General features: G+C 60.7%; 23 protein-coding genes and 1 pseudogene. 15 read left to right on the plus strand and 9 right to left on the minus strand.

Features of this window, described 5'->3' with window-relative positions; all coding sequences use genetic code 11:
* Position 1: 1 nt before the first annotated feature.
* Both gluQRS and dksA read right to left on the minus strand, forming a co-directional pair.
* Positions 2-889 (minus strand): tRNA glutamyl-Q(34) synthetase GluQRS, encoded by an 888-nt coding sequence (gene gluQRS / locus AC0V2S_RS20335; RefSeq protein ID WP_475511297.1) that lies wholly within the window; start codon positions 887-889, stop codon positions 2-4.
* A gap of 58 nt (positions 890-947) precedes the next feature.
* Entirely contained in the window at positions 948-1,391 is a 444-nt protein-coding gene (gene dksA / locus AC0V2S_RS20340) for an RNA polymerase-binding protein DksA (RefSeq protein ID WP_475511298.1), read from the minus strand.
* 199 nt (positions 1,392-1,590) lie between these two features.
* Here dksA and AC0V2S_RS20345 point away from each other — a divergent pair, with 199 nt between their 5' ends.
* Both AC0V2S_RS20345 and sfsA read left to right on the plus strand, forming a co-directional pair.
* Positions 1,591-2,763 (plus strand): pyridoxal phosphate-dependent aminotransferase, encoded by a 1,173-nt coding sequence (locus tag AC0V2S_RS20345; RefSeq protein ID WP_475511299.1) that lies wholly within the window; start codon positions 1,591-1,593, stop codon positions 2,761-2,763.
* Positions 2,763-3,470, plus strand: coding sequence for a DNA/RNA nuclease SfsA (sfsA, locus tag AC0V2S_RS20350; protein ID WP_475511300.1), 708 nt, complete (start codon positions 2,763-2,765; stop codon positions 3,468-3,470). The genes AC0V2S_RS20345 and sfsA overlap by 1 nt, the downstream gene beginning before the upstream one ends.
* Before the next feature lie 3 nt (positions 3,471-3,473).
* Here sfsA and AC0V2S_RS20355 read toward each other — a convergent pair whose 3' ends face one another.
* On the minus strand, positions 3,474-3,797 hold the full coding sequence (locus AC0V2S_RS20355) for a Rieske (2Fe-2S) protein (RefSeq protein ID WP_475511301.1): 324 nt from the start codon (positions 3,795-3,797) through the stop codon (positions 3,474-3,476).
* A gap of 73 nt (positions 3,798-3,870) precedes the next feature.
* A complete protein-coding gene (locus AC0V2S_RS20360; protein ID WP_475511302.1) occupies positions 3,871-6,099 on the minus strand; it encodes a TonB-dependent hemoglobin/transferrin/lactoferrin family receptor in 2,229 nt (742 codons plus the stop codon).
* A gap of 137 nt (positions 6,100-6,236) precedes the next feature.
* On the opposite strand from AC0V2S_RS20360, the gene AC0V2S_RS20365 reads away from it, so the two are divergent.
* The 6 genes from AC0V2S_RS20365 to AC0V2S_RS20390 all read left to right on the plus strand — a co-directional run bounded on the left by AC0V2S_RS20365 (position 6,237) and on the right by AC0V2S_RS20390 (position 11,769).
* The gene (locus AC0V2S_RS20365) at positions 6,237-6,980 is read left to right on the plus strand and encodes an energy transducer TonB (protein ID WP_475511303.1); all 744 of its coding nucleotides are present in this window, start codon (positions 6,237-6,239) and stop codon (positions 6,978-6,980) included.
* Positions 6,981-7,000: 20 nt separating this feature from the next.
* On the plus strand, positions 7,001-8,080 hold the full coding sequence (locus AC0V2S_RS20370) for a hemin-degrading factor (RefSeq protein WP_475511304.1): 1,080 nt from the start codon (positions 7,001-7,003) through the stop codon (positions 8,078-8,080).
* Positions 8,081-8,186: 106 nt separating this feature from the next.
* Positions 8,187-9,086: a heme/hemin ABC transporter substrate-binding protein gene (locus tag AC0V2S_RS20375; RefSeq protein ID WP_475511305.1), complete on the plus strand. Its 900-nt coding sequence runs from the start codon at positions 8,187-8,189 to the stop codon at positions 9,084-9,086.
* Positions 9,083-10,120 carry a FecCD family ABC transporter permease gene (locus AC0V2S_RS20380; RefSeq protein WP_475511306.1) on the plus strand — a complete coding sequence of 346 codons (1,038 nt, stop codon included), beginning with the start codon at positions 9,083-9,085 and terminating at the stop codon, positions 10,118-10,120. The genes AC0V2S_RS20375 and AC0V2S_RS20380 overlap by 4 nt, the downstream gene beginning before the upstream one ends.
* Positions 10,120-10,887 carry a heme ABC transporter ATP-binding protein gene (locus AC0V2S_RS20385; RefSeq protein ID WP_475511307.1) on the plus strand — a complete coding sequence of 256 codons (768 nt, stop codon included), beginning with the start codon at positions 10,120-10,122 and terminating at the stop codon, positions 10,885-10,887. The genes AC0V2S_RS20380 and AC0V2S_RS20385 overlap by 1 nt, the downstream gene beginning before the upstream one ends.
* 21 nt (positions 10,888-10,908) lie before the next feature.
* Entirely contained in the window at positions 10,909-11,769 is an 861-nt protein-coding gene (locus AC0V2S_RS20390; protein WP_475511308.1) for a ChaN family lipoprotein, read from the plus strand.
* A gap of 313 nt (positions 11,770-12,082) precedes the next feature.
* Here the strand turns inward: AC0V2S_RS20390 and AC0V2S_RS20395 are convergent, their stop codons facing one another.
* From AC0V2S_RS20395 to AC0V2S_RS20410, 4 genes are all read right to left on the minus strand, one after another.
* Positions 12,083-12,880 (minus strand): Crp/Fnr family transcriptional regulator, encoded by a 798-nt coding sequence (locus AC0V2S_RS20395; RefSeq protein ID WP_475511309.1) that lies wholly within the window; start codon positions 12,878-12,880, stop codon positions 12,083-12,085.
* Positions 12,881-12,985: 105 nt separating this feature from the next.
* Complete coding sequence (locus AC0V2S_RS20400) at positions 12,986-13,258, minus strand: TfoX/Sxy family protein (RefSeq protein ID WP_108099972.1); 273 nt, start codon at positions 13,256-13,258, stop codon at positions 12,986-12,988.
* 153 nt (positions 13,259-13,411) lie between these two features.
* Positions 13,412-13,762 (minus strand): pentapeptide repeat-containing protein, encoded by a 351-nt coding sequence (locus AC0V2S_RS20405; protein ID WP_475511310.1) that lies wholly within the window; start codon positions 13,760-13,762, stop codon positions 13,412-13,414.
* Positions 13,763-13,848: 86 nt separating this feature from the next.
* Positions 13,849-15,411, minus strand: coding sequence for a bifunctional aminoglycoside phosphotransferase/ATP-binding protein (locus tag AC0V2S_RS20410; protein ID WP_475511311.1), 1,563 nt, complete (start codon positions 15,409-15,411; stop codon positions 13,849-13,851).
* 117 nt (positions 15,412-15,528) lie between these two features.
* On the opposite strand from AC0V2S_RS20410, the gene mrcB reads away from it, so the two are divergent.
* Genes mrcB through AC0V2S_RS20425 form a run of 3 tightly spaced genes read left to right on the plus strand, consistent with a single transcriptional unit; the run spans position 15,529 to position 18,956 of the window.
* Positions 15,529-17,856 carry a penicillin-binding protein 1B gene (gene mrcB, locus AC0V2S_RS20415; RefSeq protein ID WP_475511312.1) on the plus strand — a complete coding sequence of 776 codons (2,328 nt, stop codon included), beginning with the start codon at positions 15,529-15,531 and terminating at the stop codon, positions 17,854-17,856.
* A gap of 15 nt (positions 17,857-17,871) precedes the next feature.
* Positions 17,872-18,624, plus strand: coding sequence for a tetratricopeptide repeat protein (locus AC0V2S_RS20420; RefSeq protein ID WP_475511313.1), 753 nt, complete (start codon positions 17,872-17,874; stop codon positions 18,622-18,624).
* On the plus strand, positions 18,624-18,956 hold the full coding sequence (locus AC0V2S_RS20425; RefSeq protein ID WP_475511314.1) for a YqcC family protein: 333 nt from the start codon (positions 18,624-18,626) through the stop codon (positions 18,954-18,956). Before AC0V2S_RS20420 ends, AC0V2S_RS20425 begins: the two co-directional genes overlap by 1 nt.
* 26 nt (positions 18,957-18,982) lie before the next feature.
* Here the strand turns inward: AC0V2S_RS20425 and AC0V2S_RS20430 are convergent, their stop codons facing one another.
* The gene (locus tag AC0V2S_RS20430) at positions 18,983-19,426 is read right to left on the minus strand and encodes a DUF4124 domain-containing protein (RefSeq protein ID WP_475511315.1); all 444 of its coding nucleotides are present in this window, start codon (positions 19,424-19,426) and stop codon (positions 18,983-18,985) included.
* Positions 19,427-19,834: 408 nt separating this feature from the next.
* Between AC0V2S_RS20430 and AC0V2S_RS20435 the strand changes: the two genes are divergently transcribed.
* The 4 genes and pseudogenes from AC0V2S_RS20435 (at position 19,835) to pssA (ending at position 24,081) form a co-directional block, all read left to right on the plus strand.
* Complete coding sequence (locus AC0V2S_RS20435; protein WP_475511316.1) at positions 19,835-21,559, plus strand: acetolactate synthase 3 large subunit; 1,725 nt, start codon at positions 19,835-19,837, stop codon at positions 21,557-21,559.
* 2 nt (positions 21,560-21,561) lie between these two features.
* Positions 21,562-22,053: an acetolactate synthase small subunit gene (gene ilvN, locus AC0V2S_RS20440; RefSeq protein ID WP_108099957.1), complete on the plus strand. Its 492-nt coding sequence runs from the start codon at positions 21,562-21,564 to the stop codon at positions 22,051-22,053.
* Between the two features lie 48 nt (positions 22,054-22,101).
* Entirely contained in the window at positions 22,102-23,118 is a 1,017-nt protein-coding gene (ilvC, locus tag AC0V2S_RS20445) for a ketol-acid reductoisomerase (RefSeq protein WP_108099955.1), read from the plus strand.
* A gap of 150 nt (positions 23,119-23,268) precedes the next feature.
* Positions 23,269-24,081, plus strand: a pseudogene (gene pssA, locus AC0V2S_RS20450) (CDP-diacylglycerol--serine O-phosphatidyltransferase).
* Positions 24,082-24,096: the final 15 nt, after the last annotated feature.

The raw sequence follows: 24,096 nt of genomic DNA on the forward strand, positions 1-24,096 counted from the left end.
CCTAACGCAGCTGCGATTCAGCCAACGTCAGAGTGCGCGGAATCCGCGTCGCATCCCAATGCCGAACGCCCCACGCGAGAATCTCGCCGGGCGTGCCTTCTTCCAATTCAGGCACCACCGTTTGCCCCAGCGCCCGCAACGCCCGCAACAACAACTGCGCCGCCTCATGCGACTCCAGCGGCGGCGAGCGGTACGACTTACCCAGCTTGTGTCCATCCGGCTGAATAATCAGTGGCACATGCAAGTAACGCGGCTGCGGCAAGCCGAGCAGTTCCTGCAGATAGAGCTGGCGCGGCGTGGAGTCGAGCAAGTCGGCGCCGCGCACGATATCGGTAATACCCTGCCAGGCATCATCCAGCACCACCGCCAGTTGATAGGCATACAACCCATCGCGGCGGCGAATCACAAAGTCGCCGACATCACGGCCCAGGTGCTGGCGGTAATCGCCCTGCACGCGGTCGGTAAAGTGGTATTCCAGTTCCGGCACCCGCAGGCGAATGGCCGCGCCTTCCTGTTCATGCCCGGCATTGCGGCATAAACCGGGGTACACACCTTGATAGCCTTCGAGCTGCTTGCGCGAACACGTGCAGGCATACGCCAGGCCTTGCTGAAAAAGGCGTTGCACCAGGCTTTCATAGGCGTCGTGGCGGTCGCTCTGGCGCACCAGTTCGCCGTCCCATTCAAAGCCGTAGCTTTCCAGGGTCTGCAGAATGGCGGTTTGCGCGCCGGGTACTTCGCGGGGTGGATCGATATCTTCCATGCGCAGCAACCAGGTGCCGCCGCAGGCTTTGGCGTCGAGGTAGGAGGCCAGTGCCGCCACCAAAGAGCCGAAGTGCAGATAACCGCTAGGGGTCGGGGCGAAGCGCCCGATATAGGCTGGAGTGGTCATACGTGAAGAGTAGGCATGGCAGAAATGAAGCGGGGCGCCTAAGCGCCCCGTTCTCAGATCAGGAACCGATCTGCTTTTCTTTGATTTCCGCCAGGGTTTTGCAATCGATGCAAAGGGTGGCGGTAGGGCGGGCTTCGAGACGGCGGATGCCGATTTCTACGCCGCAGGAATCGCACCAGCCGTAGTCGTTGTCTTCGATCAGTTGCATGGTCTGGTCAATTTTCTTGATCAGCTTGCGTTCACGATCACGGGCGCGCAGTTCCAGGCTGAATTCTTCTTCCTGGCTGGCACGGTCGGCTGGGTCTGGGAAGTTGGCTGCTTCGTCCTGCATGTGATGCACAGTCCGATCGACTTCTTGCATCAGCTCAAGCTTCCACTTGCCAAGGATATTGGTGAAGTGTGCACGCATTGGCTCACTCATGTACTCCTCGCCCTTTGTTTCTTTATAGGGTTCGAAGCTACGGTTGAGCGGGTCGTTCTTTGCTTTTGCTTTGGTGGGCATGGATGACCGCCTCTTAAAAACTCTCTAATCCACTGCGCAGGATTACTGTCCATTGCCGTCATTTATGCCGGCCCTGCGGCTGCAAGCGGGCGAACTTACCAGATCGCCCTCGGGTATGCCACTCCCGGTTGTCATCGTGCTGCTGTTTAGCCAACTGGTTGGGTAGAATCGCCGCCTGAACTTATATAAAGGAAGGTCGATGACTTCGTCCTACAGTGCTCGCAGCCGCGCCATCGAGCCGTTTCATGTGATGGCGCTGCTCGCCCGGGCCAATCAGTTGCAGGCCGACGGCCATGATGTGATCCACCTGGAAATCGGCGAGCCGGACTTCACCACCGCCGCGCCAATCATCGCGGCCGGCCAGGCGGCCTTGGCCGAAGGTCACACGCGCTATACCGCTGCCCGTGGATTGCCGGCCCTGCGTGAGGCTATTTCGAGTTTCTACGCCCAACGTTACCGCTTGAGCATAGACCCCGAACGCATCCTGATTACGCCCGGCGGCTCGGGGGCCTTGTTGTTATCCACGGCGCTACTGGTCGACCCCGGCAAGCACTGGCTACTCGCAGACCCCGGCTACCCCTGCAACCGCCACTTCCTACGCCTAGTAGAGGGCGCTGCCCAGTTGGTGCCGGTCGGCCCGGAGGTGCGTTACCAGCTCACGCCTGAACTGGTCGACCGCCATTGGGACCGCGACAGCGTCGGCGCCCTGGTCGCCTCGCCGGCCAACCCGACCGGCACGTTGTTGTCGCGCGATGAGCTCGGCGGTCTGTCCAAGGCGCTCAAGGCCCATGGCGGTCATCTGGTGGTCGACGAGATCTACCACGGCCTCACCTACGGCACCGACGCCGCCAGCGTGCTGGAAGTGGACGATGACGCCTTTGTGCTCAACAGCTTTTCCAAATACTTCGGCATGACCGGCTGGCGCCTGGGCTGGCTGGTGGCGCCGCCGCAGGCGGTGGGCGAGCTGGAGAAACTGGCGCAAAACCTCTATATCAGCGCGCCGAGCATGGCCCAGCATGCCGCGCTGGCCTGCTTCGAGCCGGCCACCCTGGATATTCTCGAAGAGCGCCGTGGCGAATTCGCCCGTCGCCGCGATTACCTGCTGCCGGCATTGCGCGAGTTGGGCTTCGGGATCGCCGTCGAGCCCGAAGGCGCCTTCTATTTATATGCAGACATCAGCGCCTTTGGCGGCGACGCGTTTGCCTTCTGCCAGCACTTCCTGGAAACCGAACACGTGGCCTTTACCCCCGGCCTGGATTTCGGTCGTTACCAGGCCGGACATCACGTGCGCTTTGCCTACACGCAGAGTCTGCCGCGCCTTGAAGAAGCGGTAGAGCGCATCGCCCGTGGCCTGAAAACCTGGCGGCCCTGATGCAGTTCAATCCACCGCTGGAACAAGGCCGCCTGATTCGCCGTTACAAACGCTTTCTCGCCGATATCGAGACCAACAGCGGCGAACTACTGACCATCCACTGCCCCAACACCGGCTCCATGTTCAATTGCATGGTGGAGGGCGGTGCGGTGTGGTTCAGCCGCTCCAACGACCCCAAGCGCAAGCTGCCCGGCACCTGGGAGCTGGCCGAAACGCCGCAAGGGCGCTGGGCCTGCGTGAATACCGCGCGGGCCAATCCGTTGGTGGAAGAAGCATTGCGTGAAGGCGTGATCAGCGAGTTGGCCGGCTTCACCACGCTCAAGCGCGAAGTGCCCTACGGCGAAGAAAACAGTCGCATCGACTTTCGCCTGGAATACCCCAGCGGCCCGGCATATGTAGAAGTGAAAAGCGTCACCCTGGGCTTTGAGGGCACGGCGGTGGCGGCCTTTCCCGACGCCAAGACCCAGCGCGGCGCCAAGCACCTGCGCGAGCTGGCCAGCCTGGCCCGTCAGGGCATTCGAGCGGTGCAGCTTTACTGCGTAAACCTGTCCGGTATCGAGGCGGTGCGCCCGGCAGAAGAAGTTGACGCGGCTTATGCGGCGGCGCTGCGCGAAGCGAAGTTGGCGGGAGTGGAAGTGCTGGCGTATGGCGCGGAGCTGACGCCTACGGAAATTCGCCTGACCCGGCGATTGTCGGTCGAGCTGTAAGCGCTAGTTCGGCAGGCCAACCCAGATACCGCTGCCGTCCTCGCGGCAGGGCAGGGCGGTGAGGGCTTCGCCCTCGCACGGACCCGTGATGCATTCCCCGGAATCGATCAGAAACAGCGCACCATGCCGGGCGCACTGGATCAGGCTGCGGCTGCTATCGAGAAACTCGTCCGCCTGCCATTCCAGCGGCACGCCCTTGTGCGGGCAGCGGTTGACGTAGGCGTACACCTGGCCGTCTTTGCGCACGGCCAAGAGCTTTATCCCGCCCAATAAAAAGCCCCGGCTTTGACCTTCAGTCAAAGTGTCCGGGGCGCAGAGAAACTGCATAGTCGCCTCCAGGTGAGCGCGGATTATCCCGCGCGCCTGGGGTGGGCGATAGTCAGATTTCCCAGATCAGCTTTTAGATTTCCCAGATGAAGTTAACTGCTGCGTGACGGCCAGGCTGGGAGTAGCGATCCAGGCCGGTGTTCAGCGAGCTGAGGCCTTGAACGTCGCCCCACTGCCAGTATTCCTTGTCACCCAGGTTGAACAGACCGGCGTTCACCGAGAACTCGTTGGTGACTTGCCACCAGCCGTTGAGGTCGAGCAGGCCGTAACCAGACGGCTCGTATTGGTTAGGCGTGCCGTCTTCTTCACTCGAACCATTGTTGACGCGGTCTTTGGCCGCCACCAACGTCCAGTTCAGGCTGCCACCGAATTTGCCGTTAGGCTCGGCATAGCCCAGACCGAATACGCCTTTCAGCGGGTCTACGCTGTTGATCGGCTGGCCAGTGCCTTCATCTTTGCCGCGGGCATAGGCAACCGAACCGATGGCTTTCCAGCCGCTCGGCATCCAGCCCAACTGATCAAGGAACAACTCGCCCTTGGCCTCGGCGCCACGAATGGTCACGCGGTCTCTGTTGACGTATTGGAAGTCATACAGATAGCCAGGGACGGCAGACGGAGCGGTTTGCTTCTGGTCAATAAAGTCCTTGTATCGGTTGTAGAACAGGGCGGCGCCGAAGCTACCTACGCTGTATTTGCCGCGCAGACCAAACTCATAGCTGTCGCTGGTTTCCGCTTTCAACTTGGTGTTGGCCAAGGTGCGGTAAAGGCCCGGGTTGGCGAACTCGCCGAACATTTCTACCGCTTGTGGTGCGCGGAAGCCTGCGGCGTATTGACCGTAGACGCTGTGCTCGTCGTTGAGCTGGTAGGTCACACCAAGTTTGGGCGAAACGTGCTCATCCTTGGTGTCGTCTGGGTTGGCATCTGTAGCGCGGCTATTCAGGTATTCCTGGGTGACGTGCGGCTTCATCTCGAAGCGGTCATAACGCAGGCCCGGCAAAATGCTCCAGCGGCCGATGGTCATTTCGTCCTGGGCGAACAGTGCGTACTCCTTGGTGGTCGGATCCGGGAAGTCGCTAACCGGGAACACGTCACCGCCAAAGCCGACAGGCACGGTAGCACCGGTGGCGCGGATGGTTTCAGCGCCACGACGCAGGTCGCTGCTTTCCAGGCGTTTGACGTCGAAGCCATAAATCAGCTGATGGTTTACCTGGCCGGTGGCGAACGCTTTGTCGAACTTGGCATTCAGCGCCCAGAGTTTCTCTTCATAGCTGGAATCGCGGTAACGGTCGCGCAAGGCGCTGGAAACAAAGCGTTCCTGCTCAGTGCGCTGACGAATCTGGCTTTCTTGGTAGTCCAGGTGCCAGTCGACTTTATCCACCAACAGGGTGTTCAGCTCGAACGTGTGTTGCAGGCTGTAGCGTTCGCGATCGGTGCTGTCGATGGCGTCCGAGGTGCGGATAGCCGCGGTGTTGCTGTATTCGCTGAGAACTTCGGTGTTGGTGTCGACGGAGTAGCGTTCGTAGGTCAGCTGTAGACGATCGTTGTTGTAGTAGTTCCAGCCGCCTTTGAGCAGCAGGTTTTCTGCACTGTAATCCTGCGGGTTGGCTTCGCCACGGCTGGCACCGATGCCGTCGTTGCCGCCGTAGGAGTCGACTTCCTGGCCGTTGCGGTGGCCGATATGCGCCACGCCGTCGACGCTGCCGAGGCGGCCGGCGACGGTCGCGCTGCGCATAAAGCTGTCATCGGAACTGTCGAAGCCGGTTTTCAGGCGGGCATAGGCGTCATCGCCGTCTTCCAGGTAGTCAGCGGCGTCCTTGGTAAGGAAGCTGACTGCGCCGCCGATGGCATCGCTGCCGTACAGCGACGAGGCTGGGCCACGGATGATCTCGACCTGCTTCATGGTGTCGGGGTCGATGTAGTCGCGGCGGGCTTCCATGAACGGGCCGAACGCGAACGCATCGGGCACGGCCACACCGTCTACCTGGGTCAGCACGCGGTTACCACCGATGCCGCGAATGGTGAAGCCCGACAGGCCGAAACGGCTACCGGTACCACCCACCGAAACGCCCGGCTCGTAACGGACCAAATCCTTGATGTCTTTGACGTTGTTCTGGTCGATGTCGCGCTCGGTTTGAACCGATACGGTGCTCGGCACCTCGTCGAGCTTCTGCTCGGTACGGGTCGCGGTCACGGTAACTGTGTCGAATTGTGTCGGCGTCTTGTCGGCTGCAACAGCCAGCGACGGCGAGAGCAACAGCAAGACCAGCCAAGGCTTGTGGGCGAAGGGCGGACGAAGGGACATGGATCTACTCCTAGATCGTTAACGTCGGGTAGCTGCATTGGCCACCGGTTTGATATCGGGGCGGAACGTTAGCGGCCTTGACACGCAAATGCAAATAATTATCAAATGAATTCGTGTTTGATAGGTATTGGCATCCGATGCTGCGTTTTTCGGTGTATTTCCTGGTGTCGCTCGCGCTGCATGCGATGGCGAGCTTCTTTCTACGCGAGTCTGTCGTAGCGGCCGGGCGCGCCCAGGATTTGGCCAAAGCGCCGCCGGCCATGCTGATTCAGCTGGCCCCGGCGACAATTCCGGCGACCGTAGCGCTGACTCAGCCGGTTGTCGTTGAACCGCTGGAAACGATTGAAGAACCAGTGGTGACACCCGAGCCGCCGGTGGTGAAGCCGGCAGTAATAGTTGAGCGCAAGGTCGAGCCGCGCCCGGTCGCGAAAGCCACGCCGCCAAAAGACCAGCCGAAAAAAGTGCAGCCACAGAAAGCGGCGCCGCCCAAACCGGTGGAGCCGCAAACAGCGCCCGGTCCGGAAATGGCGAAAGTGGAATTGCCCAGCGCGGCCACCTCCGCCGGCCCGGTAACTCCGGAGCCGGTTAAAGAAGTGTTCAGCAGTAAACCGAGTTACTTGCAGCCGCCCACGCAGCCGAATTACCCGAAATTGGCTAAGCGCCGAAATCAGCAAGGCGTGGTGTTGGTGGAGGTGCGTCTGGATGAGCGCGGCCACCAGCGGGCGTTGCAAATCGTGCGGTCTTCCGGGGTTGAAAGCCTGGATGAAGCCGCACTGGAGGCGGTAGCCGACTGGCATTTTCGCCCCGAAACCCTAGACGGACGAGCAGTACCGAGCCGCGTGCAAATACCTATTGAGTTCGCCCTGACGGCGAGCCGTTGATTGTGATCGAGGAGTTGTCCATGAGTAGCCAAATTCAGGCTGTAAACCCTAACGCTGCTGCCAGCGACCTGTATCAGGCCTGGCAAACCCTGCGCGGCGAACAGCCAAAACTGCGTGCCCGCGATGCCGCCGCCCACCTGGCCGTAAGCGAAGGCGAGCTGGTTGCCAGCCGCCTGGGTGTCGACACCGTGCGCCTCAACCCGGAGTGGGCCACGCTGCTGCCGGCCCTCGGCGAGCTGGGCTACATCATGGCCCTGACCCGCAACGAAGATTGCGTGCACGAGCGCAAAGGCTACTACCGCGACGTGACCGTAATGGCCAACGGGCAGATGGGCCTGGTGGTATCGCCGGACATCGACCTGCGCCTGTTCCTTGGCGGCTGGGCCAGCGTGTTCGCCATTGCCGAAGAAACCGCCAAGGGCACTCAGCACAGCATCCAGGTGTTCGACTACCAAGGCGTGGCTGTCCACAAAGTATTCCTGACCGAAGACAGCAACGAAGCCGCCTGGGCGCCGCTGGTTGAACGTTTCCGTGCGCAAGAGCAGACCTCGGTACTGGAATTGAAGCCGCTGCCGGCGCCGGTCGTGGCCAAGCCTGACAGCGAAATCGACGTTGAGTCGCTACGCGCTGGCTGGTCGACCCTGAAAGACACCCACCACTTTTTCGCCCTGCTGAAAAAGCACGAAACCACCCGTACCCAGGCCCTGCGTCTGGCGGGCCGCGAGTGGGCCGAACCGCTGGCGCCGAGTGAACTGCCGAAGTTGATGGAAACCGCTGGCACCACCGAAGTGCCGTTGATGGTGTTTGTCGGCAACCGTCACTGCATCCAGATTCACAGCGGCCTGGTGAAAAACCTGCGCTGGATGGACACCTGGTTCAACGTGCTGGACCCCGAGTTCAACCTGCACCTCAAGAGCCATTCGGTAGCCGAGCTGTGGCGCGTACGTAAGCCAAGCAGCGACGGTGTGATCACCAGCTTCGAAGCGTTCGATGCCAATGGTGAGCTGATCGTGCAACTGTTCGGCGCGCGCAAACCGGGCATCCCGGAGTTGACCGAATGGCGTGCACTGGCCGAGGCTGCTCCCGTTCTGGAAGCCTGATTACCGGTAAACAGCTGCATCCCAACCAGCCTGTTCCTTCTATATAGGAGCCTGACAGGCTGGTTTTTTACTGCTTACGTTTTTCCAAGAATTTATGGAGCCTTTCATGCGTGTGACTGCCCGTGTTGCCAGCCTGTGCTGTGCTGTTCTTCTGAGCCAAGCGGTGAGCGCCGCCGATGCCTTGCCACAGCGTTGGGTGAGTGCCGGTGGTTCGATCACTGAATGGGTGGTCGCGCTGGGAGGTGAAAGCAAACTGGTGGGCGTCGATACGACCAGCCTGCACCCGATTGAACTGAAAAAACTGCCGAGCATTGGCTATCAACGCCAGTTGGCCGCCGAAGGCATCTTGAGCCTCAAGCCGGACTTGCTGCTGGGCAGCGAAGAGATGGGCCCGCCGCCGGTGCTGGCGCAGGTCAAAGGCGCCGGTGTAACCGTCGAGGCGTTGCCGACCAAGTCGGACTTGCCGACCCTCGAACATAACCTCGGTCGCATAGGCGCGCTGTTGGGCGATGAGCCGCGTGCCGCCAAGGCGCTGGCCGACTACAAAGCGCGTCTGCAAACCCAGGCCAAATGGGTAGCCACCGCGCAGGCCGGCAAACCCGCGCCGACCGTGTTGCTGCTGCTGTCCCATTCCGGCAGCAGCCCCATGGCGGCGGGCCAAGACACCATTGGCGCCTGGCTAATCGAACAGGCCGGCGGCCGCAGTATCACCACCCATACCAGCTACAAGGCGTTGTCTACCGAGGCCCTGCTGGCGCTGGATCCAGAAGTGATCATTTTCGCCGACCGCAGCATCGCCGGCCCGCAAGCCAAGGCGGCACTGCTCAAGCAGAACCCGGCATTGGCCGCTACCCGTGCGGCAAAGAATGATCGCCTGCTGGCGCTGGACCCGACCCTGCTGGTCGGCGGCCTCGGCCCGCGCATTCCTGATGCACTGGCGGTGCTGGGTGCAGCCTTCTATCCTGCCGCGCAACCCCTAACTGCCGACGCTAAGCCGCAACCATGAATCCAGTTGTTCTTCCGCGCTCACTGTTTATTGCACTGGGCCTGCTGCTGGCGCTCGCGCTGCTGTTATCGCTGGCGCTTGGCCCGGTGAGTTTGCCGTGGCTCGATACGCTGAAAGCCACCTTCCGGGTGTTTGGTGCGCCCATCGGCGGGGCCGAGCTGGATCAGGCTGAGCTGATCATCGGCCAGATCCGCATGCCGCGGACCTTGCTGGGGCTGGCGGTCGGTGCCGTGTTGGCGCTGTCCGGGGTGGCCATGCAGGGCCTGTTTCGCAACCCATTGGCAGACCCCGGTTTGGTCGGCGTCTCGAGCGGTGCGGCGCTGGGCGCGGCCATGGCCATTGTGGGCGGCGCCTGGCTGGGCGGGCTGCCGGACGCCTTTGCGCCGTATCTGTTGTCGGCCAGTGCATTCGGCGGCGGGCTGGTGGTGACGGCGCTGGTGTATCGCCTGGGCAGTCGCAATGGCCAGACCAGCGTGTCGACCATGCTGCTCGCCGGTATCGCCCTAACGGCCTTGGCGGGCGCGGTGATCGGTTTGTTCACCTACCTGGCCGATGACGCCACCCTGCGTACCCTGACCTTCTGGAACTTGGGCAGCCTGAACGGCGCCAGCTATTCGCGGCTGTGGCCGTTGCTGGTGGTCACCATTGCCGTCGGCCTGTGGTTGCCCAAACGCGCCAAAGCGTTGAATGCCTTGCTGCTGGGCGAGTCGGAGGCGCGCCACCTGGGCTTCGAGGTTGAGCGGGTGAAACGCGAGCTGGTGTTCTGCACGGCATTGGGCGTGGGCGCTGCCGTAGCGGCGGCGGGCATGATCGGCTTTATCGGCCTGGTGGTGCCGCACCTGGTGCGCTTGCTGGTGGGGCCGGACCATCGGGTGTTGCTGCCGGCTTCGGCCTTGGCGGGCGCGGCGTTGCTGCTGTTCGCCGACGTGCTCGCGCGCATGGTGCTGGCGCCGGCCGAACTGCCCATCGGCATTGTCACGGCGCTGATCGGTGCGCCGTTCTTCCTTTATCTATTGCTGCGAGGACGCGCCTGATGCTCCGTGCAGACAATCTGGCCGTTCAGCGTGGCAGCAAATTGGTGCTGAGCGGTATCGACCTGGCCTTGCAGCCGGGTGAAGTGCTGGGCGTGTTGGGCCCCAATGGCGCCGGCAAAAGTACTTTGCTCGATGCCTTGAGCGGCGAGCTGAAACCGAGCGAGGGGCATGTGACGCTCGATGGTAAGCCGCTATCGGCGTGGATCGGCCCCGAGCGCGCTCAGCGCCTGGCCATCTTGCCGCAGACCTCAACGCTGAATTTTGCCTTTCGCGTCGAAGATGTCGTGGGCATGGGCCGTTTGCCCCATGCGACCGGCCGCGTGCGTGATGAGGAAATCATTGCCGAAGCGCTGGGGGCAGCCGATGCCGCGCACCTGGCGGGGCGCAATTACCTGGAGCTGTCCGGCGGCGAACGTCAGCGCGTGCACCTGGCCCGTGTGCTGGCGCAGTTGTGGCCGGGCGCGAGCGGGCAGACGTTGCTGCTCGACGAGCCCACCTCGATGCTCGACCCGCTGCACCAACACACCACCTTGCAGGCGACGCGCAATATCGCCGCCAGTGGCGTGGCCGTGCTGGTGATTCTCCATGACCTGAACCTGGCCGCGCGCTACTGCGACCGACTGTTGCTGCTGCAAGGCGGCCGCCCGCACGCGCTCGGCACGCCCCATGAAGTGCTACAGGCCGAGCCGCTGCAAGCGGTGTTCGACCTGGAAGTGCTGGTGCAGCAGCACCCCGAGCGGGGTCATCCGCTGATCATCGCCCGTTAACCCCGTATCAAGGATTCGGCAATGCGTTGTCTTCTGCTGTTTTGCGTTTTTCTGGCCGGCTGCCAAAGCTTGCCGCCGTTGCCCACCTGGCAAGCGCCCGAGGGGCGTCAACACGCCGACCTCGGTGTTATCCGTGACCTGCGTACCGGCGAGCAGCTAACGCCCGCGCAACTGGTCGAGCGCTTGGCGCCCGCACCGCGCGTGCTGGTGGGTGAGCAGCACGACAACCCGGATCACCACGCGCTGGAATTGTGGCTGTTGCAGGCGCTGGAGAAAAAGCGCGCGCAGGGCAGCTTGTTGATGGAGATGCTTAACCCTGATCAGCAAGCCAAGGTGGATCAGGCGCGCGGGCAAACCGTCGCCGATCTGCCGGCGGCGTTGGCTTGGCAGAAAAACTGGGAGTGGTCGATGTATGGCCCGATCGTTCGCCATGCGCTGGCGCAGCCGTATCCGCTGTTGTCTGCCAACCTGGATCGCAGCGAGATCATGAACATCTACAAAACGCGCCCGGTACTCGACGGCTCGGCGTCGACGGCGAAGAGCGTACAGGCGCCGCTGCTGGACGACATTCGCGAGTCGCATTGCGGGTTGCTACCCGAAGAGCAACTGCCGTCGATGCTGGCGGTGCAGCAGCAGCGTGATCGGCGCATGGCGCAGCGTCTGTTGGCCGCGCCGCAGCCGGCGCTGTTGTTCGCCGGGGCGTTTCATGTGCGCCGCGATCTTGGGGTGCCCTTGCATCTGGCCGATCTGGGAGCGGGGCAGGGCAGTATCAGTGTGGTGTTGGCGGAGGTGGGCAAAACGGTGCCGGCTTCTACTGCGGATTACGTGTGGTTCACCCCAGCATTGCCGGAACAGGACCACTGCGCGGAGCTGCGTAAGTAACGTTGCTCGCCGTTCCACAGAACCCGCTTCGGCGGGTTTTTTATTGCCTTTGGCCGCCACTTTTTCGCTGGCAAAAAAAGACCCGGCAAGAGCCGGGTCAAAAACCGTGATTAGCCTGATGAGGAGATAATCTGAAAAGTCCGACTGAAGGTCTCTCAGAATATCGACTGATCTCGCGACCAGTTGCGATAATAATAACAATTCTCATTTCTAAGTCAACACCTCTCCCGCATCTTTTTTTCTGCCTGCAAAAAACGCCTATCCCAGATACACAAAACCCGGCGCAAGGCCGGGTTCTGTAAGGGTTTGCGCGTTATTCGCCAGGCGGTAAACGCAGCTGGGTGACTTCCTTGTTCAGCAGATCGATGCGCCGCGCCATGCTCTCGATCAGGCTGTGGGCGATGCGTGGATTGCTCTGGGTAAGGCTCAGGAACTGCTCTTTCGGAATGACCATCACCGTGCACGGCTCGCTGGCCAATACGGTGGCGCTGCGTTTTTCGCGGGTGAAAACGGCCATGGCGCCGAAGATTTCATCTTTCTGTACGTCACCCACCTTGTGCCCGTCGACGTACGCCTCAGCGTGGCCCTCGATGATGATGAACACGTGGTCTGCTTCGTCGCCCTGGTGAATCAGCTCTTCGCCGGCGGCAAAGTGCTGGAAGCCGGTGGCGGGGCGAATTTCCGGCTGCTTCAGGCGCGCGAGAGCGTCGGACAGCAAGGCGGTGTGGCCAATCAGGTACTGAACGAACAGTTCCAGGCGCACTTCGCTGGCATAGATATGTTTGAACACCTCGGTGCGCGAGTACGGCACCAGGCTCAGGGGTTCTTCGCTGGAGTAACGGCAGGTAGGGAATTCGATGCCCTGGCGCAGCCCGAAGAGGTCGCCTTCCTGCAGGTAGAACAGCGGACGCTCATCGACAAGCGCATGCAGCAAGCCGTTTTCGATGATGAACAGCTGGTTGCCCGGCAATTCCTGTGCGAGGTCGTCGGTGCGCTCCAGGCGCACGGTGGCACCCGAAGGTGCAAGTCCTTCCAGCAGTTGCGTGGGGATGCCTTGCAGTCGGTTGATCAGCTGGTCGGCGTAAGCCGGTTGCTCCCCGAGTAGGTACATACAGTAATTCCTTGAACTGGCTGGGCTTACGAGAACGCACGAACGTCCCTGAAACAATAGTGCGCGCCCGCCCCGGCGTAAATCATCGAGCGTGGAGGATGTGAGCTAGCTCTTGTTGTTGGGCGGCATCGCGTCAAGTTGGCCATTCAACTCTGCTTTATGGGCCGGAGGCAACTCATTCCAATGCACATCCAGCAATGCCCCTTCGATCGCGTACAGCAAAACCTTGGATGCTCTGAAACCACGGGCTTGTACGGCGCGATAAGCACCCACCGCGCCCAGGCGACGCAGGTCTGTTGCGCTATGGATGCCGACGGCATGCAGCCATTGCGATGAGGTTTTACCCAGATTTTTCAAGTGTTGCAGTTCGTCGTTCATCGCGCCTCCTTGGCTGCCGTGCGTAGCCCGCTGCTGCTGGTGCGGCGGGGACCCTGCCAGGAAGTGTAGCGGCCAGTGGATAAAACGTGGCTGTTTGATATCCCGCCATGCTTTTTGCTTGGCCGCACGATGTTACTGGCAGGGCTTGGGCGCTTAATTGCCCTGTGGCCGGTAGCGCATGCGAGTGCCGTAGGTGAGCGACATCACGATCTCATCGGCACTCAGCTCGAGCGGGAAGTACGCGCCGGAGATCTGCGCGTGGGCGATGCTCGCGCCATCCATGCGGGTGGTGCGCAGGTCCACGCCGCGCAAGTCGGCGCCGCGGAAATAGCCGTTGGTGAAGTTGATGCCGTCGGCGTCGATAAGCCGCAAGTCCAGGCCGCGAAAGTCGCCGTCGGTGAAGTCGAGATCACCCCCTTGCTTGCGTTGCGCGTTGAAGCCTTCGATGTCTTCGTTGTGCAGAAGCAGGTACAGCGGTGAATCCAGTTGGCGCGGCTTGGTCATGGTGTGCTTCCGATGAAGGGTTCACCGGCAGTATAGAAGCCATGACCAGCTCTGCCTGTTGGCAGAACCGGGCGTGTGGCGAGGGCTTAGAGGCCCGGCAGGCGCTGACGAATGCGTTCGATCAGCGAGTCGAGGCTGGCGCTTTCGTGGGTGTCGACGCGTTTGGTGTGGGCCAGTTCTTCGGCATCCAGCGGTTCACGGCTGGCTTGCTGGGCTTGCACTACTTCCAGGGTGGCGTCGGACGGGTCCTTGGCGGCGGCCTGACGTTGCGCCAGCCAACTGGCGATAACGGTTTCCGGTGCCTGGCAATCCAGAATCAGAAACGGCGCGCCCGTCTCCAATGCTACGTCCCATGCCGCTTCGCGCTGGGCGTGCTTCAGGTAGGTGGCGTCGATCACGACCGGGAAACCTGCCCGCAGTGCGGCATCGGCCAACTGGTGCAAGCGCTGGTAGGTGGCGACGCTGGCATCGCTGCTGTAGATGCCGGCAGTCAATTGGCCTTTGTCGGCGGCTTTCTGGTCGCCGAACAGGCGTTTGCGTTCGACGTCCGAGCGCAGGCGAATGGCGCCCAGCGCTTCGACCAGGCGCATCGCTACATGGCTTTTGCCGACGGCAGACACGCCATGGGTAATGGCCAGCAGGCGCGAAGGAATGGCGCTGTAGCTTTCGGCCAGCGCGGCATAGCTGCGGTACTGACGCAGGATAACTGCACGTTGTACGGCGCTTTCTTCCTGGCCCAGGCGGAACAGGCCGACTTTGGCGCGCACCATGGCGCGGTAGGCCTTGAAGAAATTCAGGATTTGCAGCGCGTCGTAGTCGCCAGTGTGTTCCAGCCAGGCGCTGATAAAGCGTCGAGCCAGTGGCTTCAAGCCGCGGTCTTCGAGGTCCATGGCAAGGAAGCCGACGTCTGCGGTAACGTCGGTCAGGCGGAATGGTTCGTTGAATTCGATGCAGTCGAACAGCACCACCTCGCCATCCAGAATGGTGGCGTTGCCCAGGTGAATGTCGCCGTGGCATTCACGGATAAACCCTTCGGTGCGGCGCTTTTCGAACAACGGCTGCAGGCGCTCGAAGCTTGCATCGGCCCAGGCTTGCAGGGCGTCAAGTTGTACCAGATCGGCCTTGTCGGACAGCATCGGGCGGATCTGTTCGAAGTTCTGCGTAACCGGCGCCATGATGGCAGCGGCGCTGGCGAGCGGGTGGTCAGCGGCAACGCGCGGCGCATTGAGGTGGAAGTGGGCGATCTGGCTGGCCAAGGCGTCGATATGGTCGGTGGTCAGCTCACCGCGGCTTTGCACTTCGGCCAGTAACTGGCTTTGCGGGAACTGGCGCATCTTCAGGGCGTATTCCAGCACCGGGCCGCTGCCATCGAATTGAGGCGCTTCGGCGCTGCCGAAAATCGGCACTACGTCGAGGTACAGGCCTTCGGTCAGGCGCTGGTTGAGGCGCAGTTCTTCGTTGCAGAAGTGCTTGCGGTCATCGAGGTTGGTGAAGTCGAGGAAGCCGAAATTCACCGGTTTCTTGATTTTGTAAGCGAAGGGACCGGTCAACACCACCCAGGAAATATGCGTTTCAATGACCTGGAAACCTTCCACCGGATGGGGGTAGAGGGCCGGGTTCTGCAGGGCAGCGATCAGGGTTTGGCTCACGGTCTTTCCTTGAATAACGGGCAGGATTCAGGCGGCCATTATGGCGGCTGTGAGCAAGTGTGCAAACCGCCGGTAGGCGTCTGTCTGGCCCAGGCAAAGTGCGTATAATGCGCCGCCATGACACGTACCCGATCTTCTCGCCCCTCTCGTTCGCGCCCTAAATCCCGTTCTGGTGGCATGCGCCCCTGGTTGGGTTGGCTGCTCAAACTCAGTCTTGTCGGCATTGTGGTGGTGGCGGGTTTTGCCGTGTACCTCGACGCCGTGGTGCAGGAAAAATTCTCCGGCAAGCGCTGGACCATTCCCGCCAAGGTGTACGCCCGTCCGCTGGAATTGTTCGTCGGCCAGAAGCTGGCCAAAGACGATTTTCTTACCGAACTCGATGCCTTGGGCTATCGCCGCGAAACGACCGTAACCGGCCCCGGCGCGGCTGTGGTGGCCGGCAACAATATCGACCTCAATACCCGCGGCTTTCAGTTCTATGAAGGCGCCGAACCAGCCCAGCGCATCCGGGTGAAGTTCTCCGGTGATTATGTGGCCGGGCTCACCCAAGCCAGCGGCCAGGATTTGGCGGTGGCGCGGCTGGAACCGTTGTTGATCGGCGGCCTGTACCCGGCGCACAACGAAGACCGCATTCTGATCAAGCTCGACCAGGCGCCGCCGTATCTGGTGGACACCCTGGTGGCAGTCGAAGACCGTGAGTTTTTCCATCACTTCGGCGTGTCGCCCAAGTCCATTGCGCGTGCGTTCTGGGTGAACGCCAGTGCCGGGCAGATGCGTCAGGGCGGTAGTACGCTCACCCAACAGTTGGTGAAGAACTTCTTCCTGACCAGCGAACGCAGCCTCACCCGTAAAGCCACCGAAGCCATGATGGCGGTGTTGCTGGAGCTGCATTACACCAAGCAGGACATTCTTGAGGCCTACCTCAACGAAGTGTTCCTGGGGCAAGACGGGCAGCGTGCGGTGCACGGGTTTGGTCTGGCCAGTCAGTACTTCTTCAGCCAACCACTGGCAGAGTTGAAGCTGCATCAGGTGGCGCTGCTGGTAGGTATGGTGAAAGGGCCGACCTTCTATAACCCGCGGCGCAATCCGGACCGTGCGCTGGAGCGTCGCAACCTGGTGCTCGACCTGCTGGCCGCGCAAAACGTGGTGACGGTGGAGCAGGCCGAAGCGGCGAAGAAGATGCCGCTGGGCGTAACCAAGCGCGGCAGCATGGCGGACAGTTCGTATCCGGCCTTCCTCGATCTGGTGAAGCGCCAGTTGCGCCAAGACTACCGCGACGAAGACTTGACCGAAGAAGGCCTGCGGATTTTCACCAGCTTCGATCCGATTTTGCAGCAGAAGGCGGAAAACGCCCTGCACACCACGTTGAAAAGCTTCAAAGGCCGTAAAGGCGCTGATGAAGTGGAAGCGGCGATGGTGGTCACCAACCCGGAAAGCGGTGAAATTCAGGCCATGCTCGGAAGTCGCCAGCCACGGTTTGCCGGCTTTAACCGCGCGCTGGATGCCGTGCGCCCGATTGGCTCGCTGGTAAAACCGGCGGTGTACCTGACGGCTCTCGAACGGCCGAGCCAATACACGCTGACCAGTTGGCTGGAAGACGAGCCGTTCTCGGTGAAGGGTAAAGACGGCCAGGTATGGACGCCGCAGAACTACGACCGCAAAGCCCATGGCACCATTTACCTGTACCAGGGCCTGGCGCATTCCTACAACCTTTCCACCGCCAAGCTGGGGCTGGAACTGGGCGTGCCCAATGTGCTGAAAACCCTGGAGCGCCTGGGCGTTTCCCGCGAGTGGCCGGCGTTCCCGTCGATGCTGCTGGGGGCCGGTGCCTTGGCGCCGATCGAGGTGGCGGGCATGTACCAGACCATCGCCAACGGCGGCTTCAATACCCCGCTGCGCGGTATTCGCAGCGTTTTGACCGCCGAAGGGGAACCTCTCAAGCGTTATCCGTTCCAGATTCAGCAGCGATTTGACCCGGGTGCCATTTACCTTGTGCAGAACGCCATGCAGCGCGTTATGCGCGAAGGCACCGGGCGTTCGGTCTACACCCAGTTGCCGTCCTCGCTCAACCTGGCCGGCAAGACCGGTACTAGTAACGACTCGCGCGACAGCTGGTTTGCCGGCTTCAGCCAGGACTTGCTGGCCGTGGTGTGGATGGGGCGCGACGATAACGGCGGCACGCCATTTACCGGTGCCACCGGTGCGTTGCAGGTGTGGACCGGCTTTATGAAGCAGGCCGATCCGTTGCCATTGAACATGCCGCTGCCCGATAACGTGGTGCAGGTATGGGTCGATGCCAACAGCGGCCAGGGCTCCGATGCCAACTGCCCGAACGCGGTACAGATGCCGTATATTCGCGGCAGCGAGCCGGCAGCCGGTACGGCCTGTGGCGGGCAGACGCCTGCTACGGAAGTGATGGACTGGGTGCGCGGTTGGATGAATTAAGTGATGAGGTGCTCAGTGAACAAGTGGTTGATTTCTGCAGTAGTGGCCACCAGCGTGCTGTCCGGTTGCGCCAACGTTCAACGCGGTTCGATTCCAGTGGTCGACTCCGGTGCGCCTCTGTCCAATGATCGTCCGTCCGCGAATGGCCGGGCGACGACGGGCGGGTATGCCCAAGCGCAAACACAGTCGCAAACCCAGGCTGTGCCGCAGGACTCCGGCGTGGTGGTAATGGTGCCGGGGCAGGGCAAGGCGTCTACGCCGATCCAGACCTACCCGGCTGGCGGCTCTTCGGTGAGCAGCGCGCCTATTTCTAGCGGCGGTATTACACCGGGCCCGATTACCACCGGCCCCATTACACCTGGCCCCGGTGCCAGCTATAGCGTGCCGACGCCAGTAGCGCCGAGTGGCATTCCTTCTGCCGGCGGCCTGGCTGCGGATGAGCAGTTGGATGGTCCTGTGCTTGCGCTGCTCACTACTGCTCAGCAACAACAAAGCAGCGGCGACCTGAACGGTGCGTCGTCCAGCCTGGAGCGTGCTCAGCGTATTGCTCCGAGCGAGCCACAAGTGCTGTACCGTTTGGCGCAAGTACGCCTGGCCCAAGGCGATGCCGCACAGGCCGAGCAAGTGGCGCAACGCGGGCTGACTTACGCCAACGGGCGGCCGACACTGCAAGCCAGTCTGTGGGGCTTGATCGCCCAGGCGCGAGATAAACAAGGCAATGCATCTGGCGCTGCCCAGGCCCGGCAGAAGGCCCAGGTGAATCTTTGATGGATCGCCGTTTGCCAGATCTGGCCGACCACCTGCTGTTAATCGAGCGCGAACTGCGAACGCAAGGCTGGTGGTCGGCGTCGCCGCCGTCGGCCGATGCGCTGGCCAGCGTCGAGCCGTTCTGCGTGGACAGCCTGGCGTTCGAAGAATGGTTGCAGTGGATTTTTCTGCCGCGCATGAAGGCCATCATCGAGAGCGGGCAGCCATTGCCGTCGGTGTCGGGCATTCGGCCCATGGCGGAAATGGTTTATAGCGCCAACCTAGGCAAGGCTCGCGGGCTATTGGTGTTACTGGGGGAGTTTGATGGTTTGATCGGTAAGGCAACTTCATAGCTGAAGTTGCCTGGAACGGCGGGCTATCAGTCGTTGCACGTATCGGCGATTGATTTCTGGTCTTCAGCGATCTTGGCCTGACGCTCGTCTTCGGTGAAACGACGCTTCTCACCATCCACTTCAACCATCAGACGCGGATTGTTCTGCAGCTGCGATAAGTGGGTGCGCACGGCCTCGCAGTACTTCTTGCGTTCTTCCTCTTTGGCCGCCACTTCCTGTTTAACTTTTTCGTCGATGGCTTTTTGCGCCGGGTCTTGCTCCGTGCCGGGCAAAGGCAGTGGCGCCGGAGCGGGTGTGGCAGGCTTGGGTTGAGCAACGCCGGTATTGACGGGCGTGGCGTCCTGCCCCTGCGGCGGCTGAGCACCAAAGTGGGTATTGCCTTGTGCGTCGACCCATTTGAAAACCTGGCTGGCCGAAGCCGTAGCACTCAGGGCAAGCAGCAGGCTGCCGGTGATAATCATGCGTCGCATGCGGTGTCCTTCTGATTTAGCGGCGGAACATGGTGCTAACTATAACCAAAACCAGCCGCTCGTCACCCTGCACCGTGTCACAGCTCTAATTCGAAGAAAGCACAACTGATGACTTGACTTGGGTGCGCTGAATCCGAACAATTCGACGTTCGCTGTAGTGGAGTCGGCCGCAAGCAGGCTTTAGCTCAGCAGACATGAGGCGCATACCCGTGCCGACCTGTTACACCCGCAACGCGTTACCTCGCGCTGGGTGGGAAAACCCCGAAACACTCAGGGGCCTTCCCAATACTTGCTCAAGTAGTAGCTGGCGTAGTCGGCGACCACCGTCGCTCATGCTCTGCTTGGCGGTAAACCTATTCGGACCCGTTCTTTTCGAGCGGTTCTCTAAGCGTTTTAGAGGTGAACAACGTGGAGCTTTTATCTGGCGCTGAAATGGTCGTCCGCTTTTTGCGTGACGAAGGCGTTAAGCATATCTATGGGTACCCAGGCGGTGCCCTCCTGCATATTTACGATGCCCTGTTCAAAGAACCGGAAGTGAGCCACATCCTGGTTCGCCACGAGCAGGCTGCAACCCATATGGCTGACGGCTACGCCCGTGCTACCGGTAAAGCCGGCGTGGTGCTGGTTACCTCCGGCCCGGGCGCGACCAACGCTATTACTGGTATCGCCACTGCCTACATGGACTCCATTCCGATGGTGATCTTGTCCGGCCAGGTACCGAGCAACATGGTCGGCACCGATGCGTTCCAGGAAACCGACATGATCGGTATCTCCCGGCCGATCGTGAAGCACAGCTTCATGATCAAGCACGCGTCGGAAATCCCGGAAGTCATGAAGAAGGCTTTCTATATCGCCCAGTCCGGCCGTCCAGGTCCGGTTGTTGTCGATATCCCGAAAGACATGACCAACCCGGCCGAGAAATTCGAATACGTCTACCCGAAAAAAGCCAAGCTGCGCTCCTACAGCCCAGCCGTTCGTGGCCATTCCGGGCAGATCCGCAAAGCCGCTGAAATGCTGCTGGCCGCCAAGCGCCCAGTTCTGTATTCCGGTGGTGGCGTAATCATGGGCAATGCCGCTGAGCCGCTTACCGAGCTGGCGAAAATGCTCAATCTGCCGGTAACCAATACCCTGATGGGCCTGGGCGGCTTCCCTGGAACCGATCGCCAGTTCGTTGGCATGCTCGGTATGCACGGTAGCTACACCGCTAACCTCGCGATGCATCACGCCGATGTGATCCTGGCTGTCGGCGCGCGCTTCGATGACCGTGTCATCAACGGTGCTCCGAAGTTCTGCCCGAACGCCAAGATCATCCACATCGACATCGACCCAGCTTCGATCTCCAAAACCATCAAGGCCGACGTGCCTATCGTTGGTCCGGTGGATAGCGTGCTGACCGAGATGGTCGCCATCCTGAAAGAAATCGGCGAGACCCCGAACAAAGAAGCGGTGGCCAGTTGGTGGAAACAGGTGGATGAGTGGCGTGCCAATGGTGCGTTGTTCCCCTACGAGAAGGGCGACGGCAGCATCATCAAGCCGCAAACCGTGATCGAAACCCTCAGCGAAGTTACCAATGGCGATGCCTTTGTGACTTCCGATGTGGGCCAGCATCAAATGTTCGCTGCGCAGTACTACCGCTTCAACAAGCCGAACCGTTGGATCAACTCCGGCGGCCTGGGCACCATGGGCTTCGGTTTCCCGGCGGCCATGGGCGTCAAGCTGAGCTTCCCGGATGACGACGTTGCTTGCGTCACCGGTGAAGGCAGCATCCAGATGAACATTCAGGAGCTGTCGACCTGCCTGCAGTACGGTTTGCCGGTGAAGATCGTCAACCTGAACAACGGCGTGTTGGGCATGGTTCGCCAGTGGCAGGACATGAGCTACAGCGGTCGCCATTCGCACTCCTACATGGAGTCGTTACCAGACTTCGTGAAGTTGGTCGAAGCCTATGGTCACGTGGGTATCAAGATCACCGATCTGAAAGACCTGAAGCCGAAGATGGCCGAAGCGTTCGCGATGAAAGATCGCCTGGTGTTCCTCGATATCCAGGTGGATACCAGCGAGCACGTTTACCCGATGCAGATCAGAGATGGCTCCATGCGTGACATGTGGCTGAGCAAGACGGAGCGGACATAATCATGCGACATATCATCTCTCTGCTTCTGGAAAACGAACCGGGCGCACTGTCCCGCGTGGTCGGTCTGTTCTCCCAGCGTAACTACAACATCGAAAGCCTGACGGTAGCGCCAACCGAAGACCCGACTCTGTCGCGTCTGACCTTGACCACCGTTGGTCATGATGAGGTGATTGAGCAGATCACCAAAAACCTCAACAAGTTGATCGAAGTGGTCAAGCTGGTGAACCTGTCGGAAAGCGCCCATATCGAGCGCGAATTGATGTTGGTGAAAGTCAAGGCGACCGGTGCTCAGCGTGCTGAGATCAAACGTACTACCGATATCTTCCGTGGCCAGATCGTGGATGTGACCAGCAGCGTCTACACCATCCAGCTCGCGGGGACCAGCGACAAGCTGGACAGTTTCATCCAGGCCGTTGGCACTAGCTCCATTCTGGAAACTGTCCGCAGTGGCGTCACCGGCATTGCCCGTGGCGACAAAGTTCTCAGCATTTAACTCATTTAGCGCGAGGCCCCAGCGGGCCTCAGAAATCAGGGGAAATTCATGAAAGTTTTTTACGATAAAGATTGCGACCTTTCGATCATCCAGGGCAAAAAAGTAGCCATCATCGGTTACGGCTCCCAGGGCCACGCTCAAGCGTGCAACCTGAAAGACTCCGGCGTTGACGTTACCGTCGGCCTGCGTCCAGGTTCCGCTACCCGTGCCAAGGCTGAAGCTCATGGTCTGAAAGTGGCTGACGTGCCTGCTGCCGTTGCTGCTGCCGATCTGGTCATGATCCTGACCCCGGACGAGTTCCAATCCCAGCTGTACAAAAACGAAGTCGAGCCGAACATCAAGAAAGGCGCCACCCTGGCCTTCTCCCACGGCTTCGCGATTCACTACAACCAGGTTGTACCGCGCGCTGACCTTGACGTGATCATGATCGCGCCGAAAGCACCGGGTCACACCGTACGTACCGAATTCGTAAAAGGCGGCGGCATTCCTGACCTGATCGCTGTTTACCAGGACGCTTCGGGCAACGCCAAAAACGTTGCACTGTCCTACGCGTCGGGCGTTGGCGGCGGCCGTACCGGCATCATCGAAACCACCTTCAAAGACGAAACCGAAACCGACCTGTTCGGCGAACAAGCCGTTCTGTGCGGCGGTACCGTTGAACTGGTTAAAGCTGGTTTCGAAACCTTGGTTGAAGCGGGCTACGCGCCTGAAATGGCCTACTTCGAGTGCCTGCACGAACTGAAGCTGATCGTTGACCTCATGTACGAAGGCGGTATCGCCAACATGAACTACTCAATCTCCAACAACGCCGAATACGGCGAGTACGTGACCGGCCCGGAAGTCATCAACGCCGAATCCCGTCAGGCCATGCGCAACGCTCTGAAGCGTATCCAGGACGGTGAATACGCGAAGATGTTCATCAGCGAAGGCGCCACCAACTACCCTTCGATGACCGCCAAGCGTCGTAACAACGCTGCCCACGGCATCGAGATCATTGGTGAGCAACTGCGTTCCATGATGCCTTGGATCGCCGCCAACAAGATCGTCGACAAAGCCAAGAACTAAGGCTGTCGATGTCTAGAAAGAACGCGGCTCCGGCCGCGTTTTTTCGTTCTAGGCTAAGGCTTCTGGTATAAAGCGTCAGGACCACGCCGGGCTGAACCCTGAGTCAGCCGATTGGTCGAAAACTTTCCAAACCGTTGCAAGGTGTTGTTCATGAGCGAACGTCCCGAGGAGCCGGCTACCGGCCCCGATGCAGAAAGCCTGCTGCCAATTGATGAGCATGTAGAAGAAGGTCATGACGCCGAAGGACGCAAAGTCCGGCATCGTGGCATCTACCTGCTGCCCAACCTGTTCACCACCGCCAACCTGTTTGCCGGTTTCTACGCGATCATCAATGCCATCAACGGCAACTTCTATGTAGCGGCCGCGACTATTTCGTTGCGATGGTGCTTGATAGCCTGGATGGCCGTGTTGCTCGTCTGACCAATACGCAAAGTGCGTTTGGTGCCGAGTACGACTCGCTGTCGGACATGGTGGCTTCGGTGTGGCTCCGGCGATCCTTGCGTTTGAGTGGGCGTTGGGCAGTATGGGTAAGGTCGGCTGGATGGTCGCCTTCATCTATGTGGCCGGTGCTGCATTGCGGTTGGCGCGCTTCAACACCCAGATAGGTACTGTGGATAAACGCTACTTTATCGGTCTGGCCAGCCCCGCAGCCGCGGGCGTGGTTGCCGGTACGGTGTGGGCATTCAGCGACTTCGGCATTCAAGGCTCGAAGATGTCGTTCGTGGTTGCTTTGATGGTGGCGGCGGCCGGCATGTTGATGGTCAGCAACATCAAGTACTACAGCTTTAAGGATCTGGACCTCAAAGGGCGTGTGCCTTTCGTGGCCATTCTTGCGGTGGTATTGGTGTTCGCCGTGGTGTTCAGCGATCCGCCACGTATTCTGCTGCTGATTTTCCTCGCCTATGCTGCGTCCGGCCTGTGCAATACCTGCTGCGCCTGCGTCGCCGTAAAACTGCCGAGTGATGTAATTTCCCCCAG

This window comes from Pseudomonas sp. CC11G, assembly GCF_056174845.1.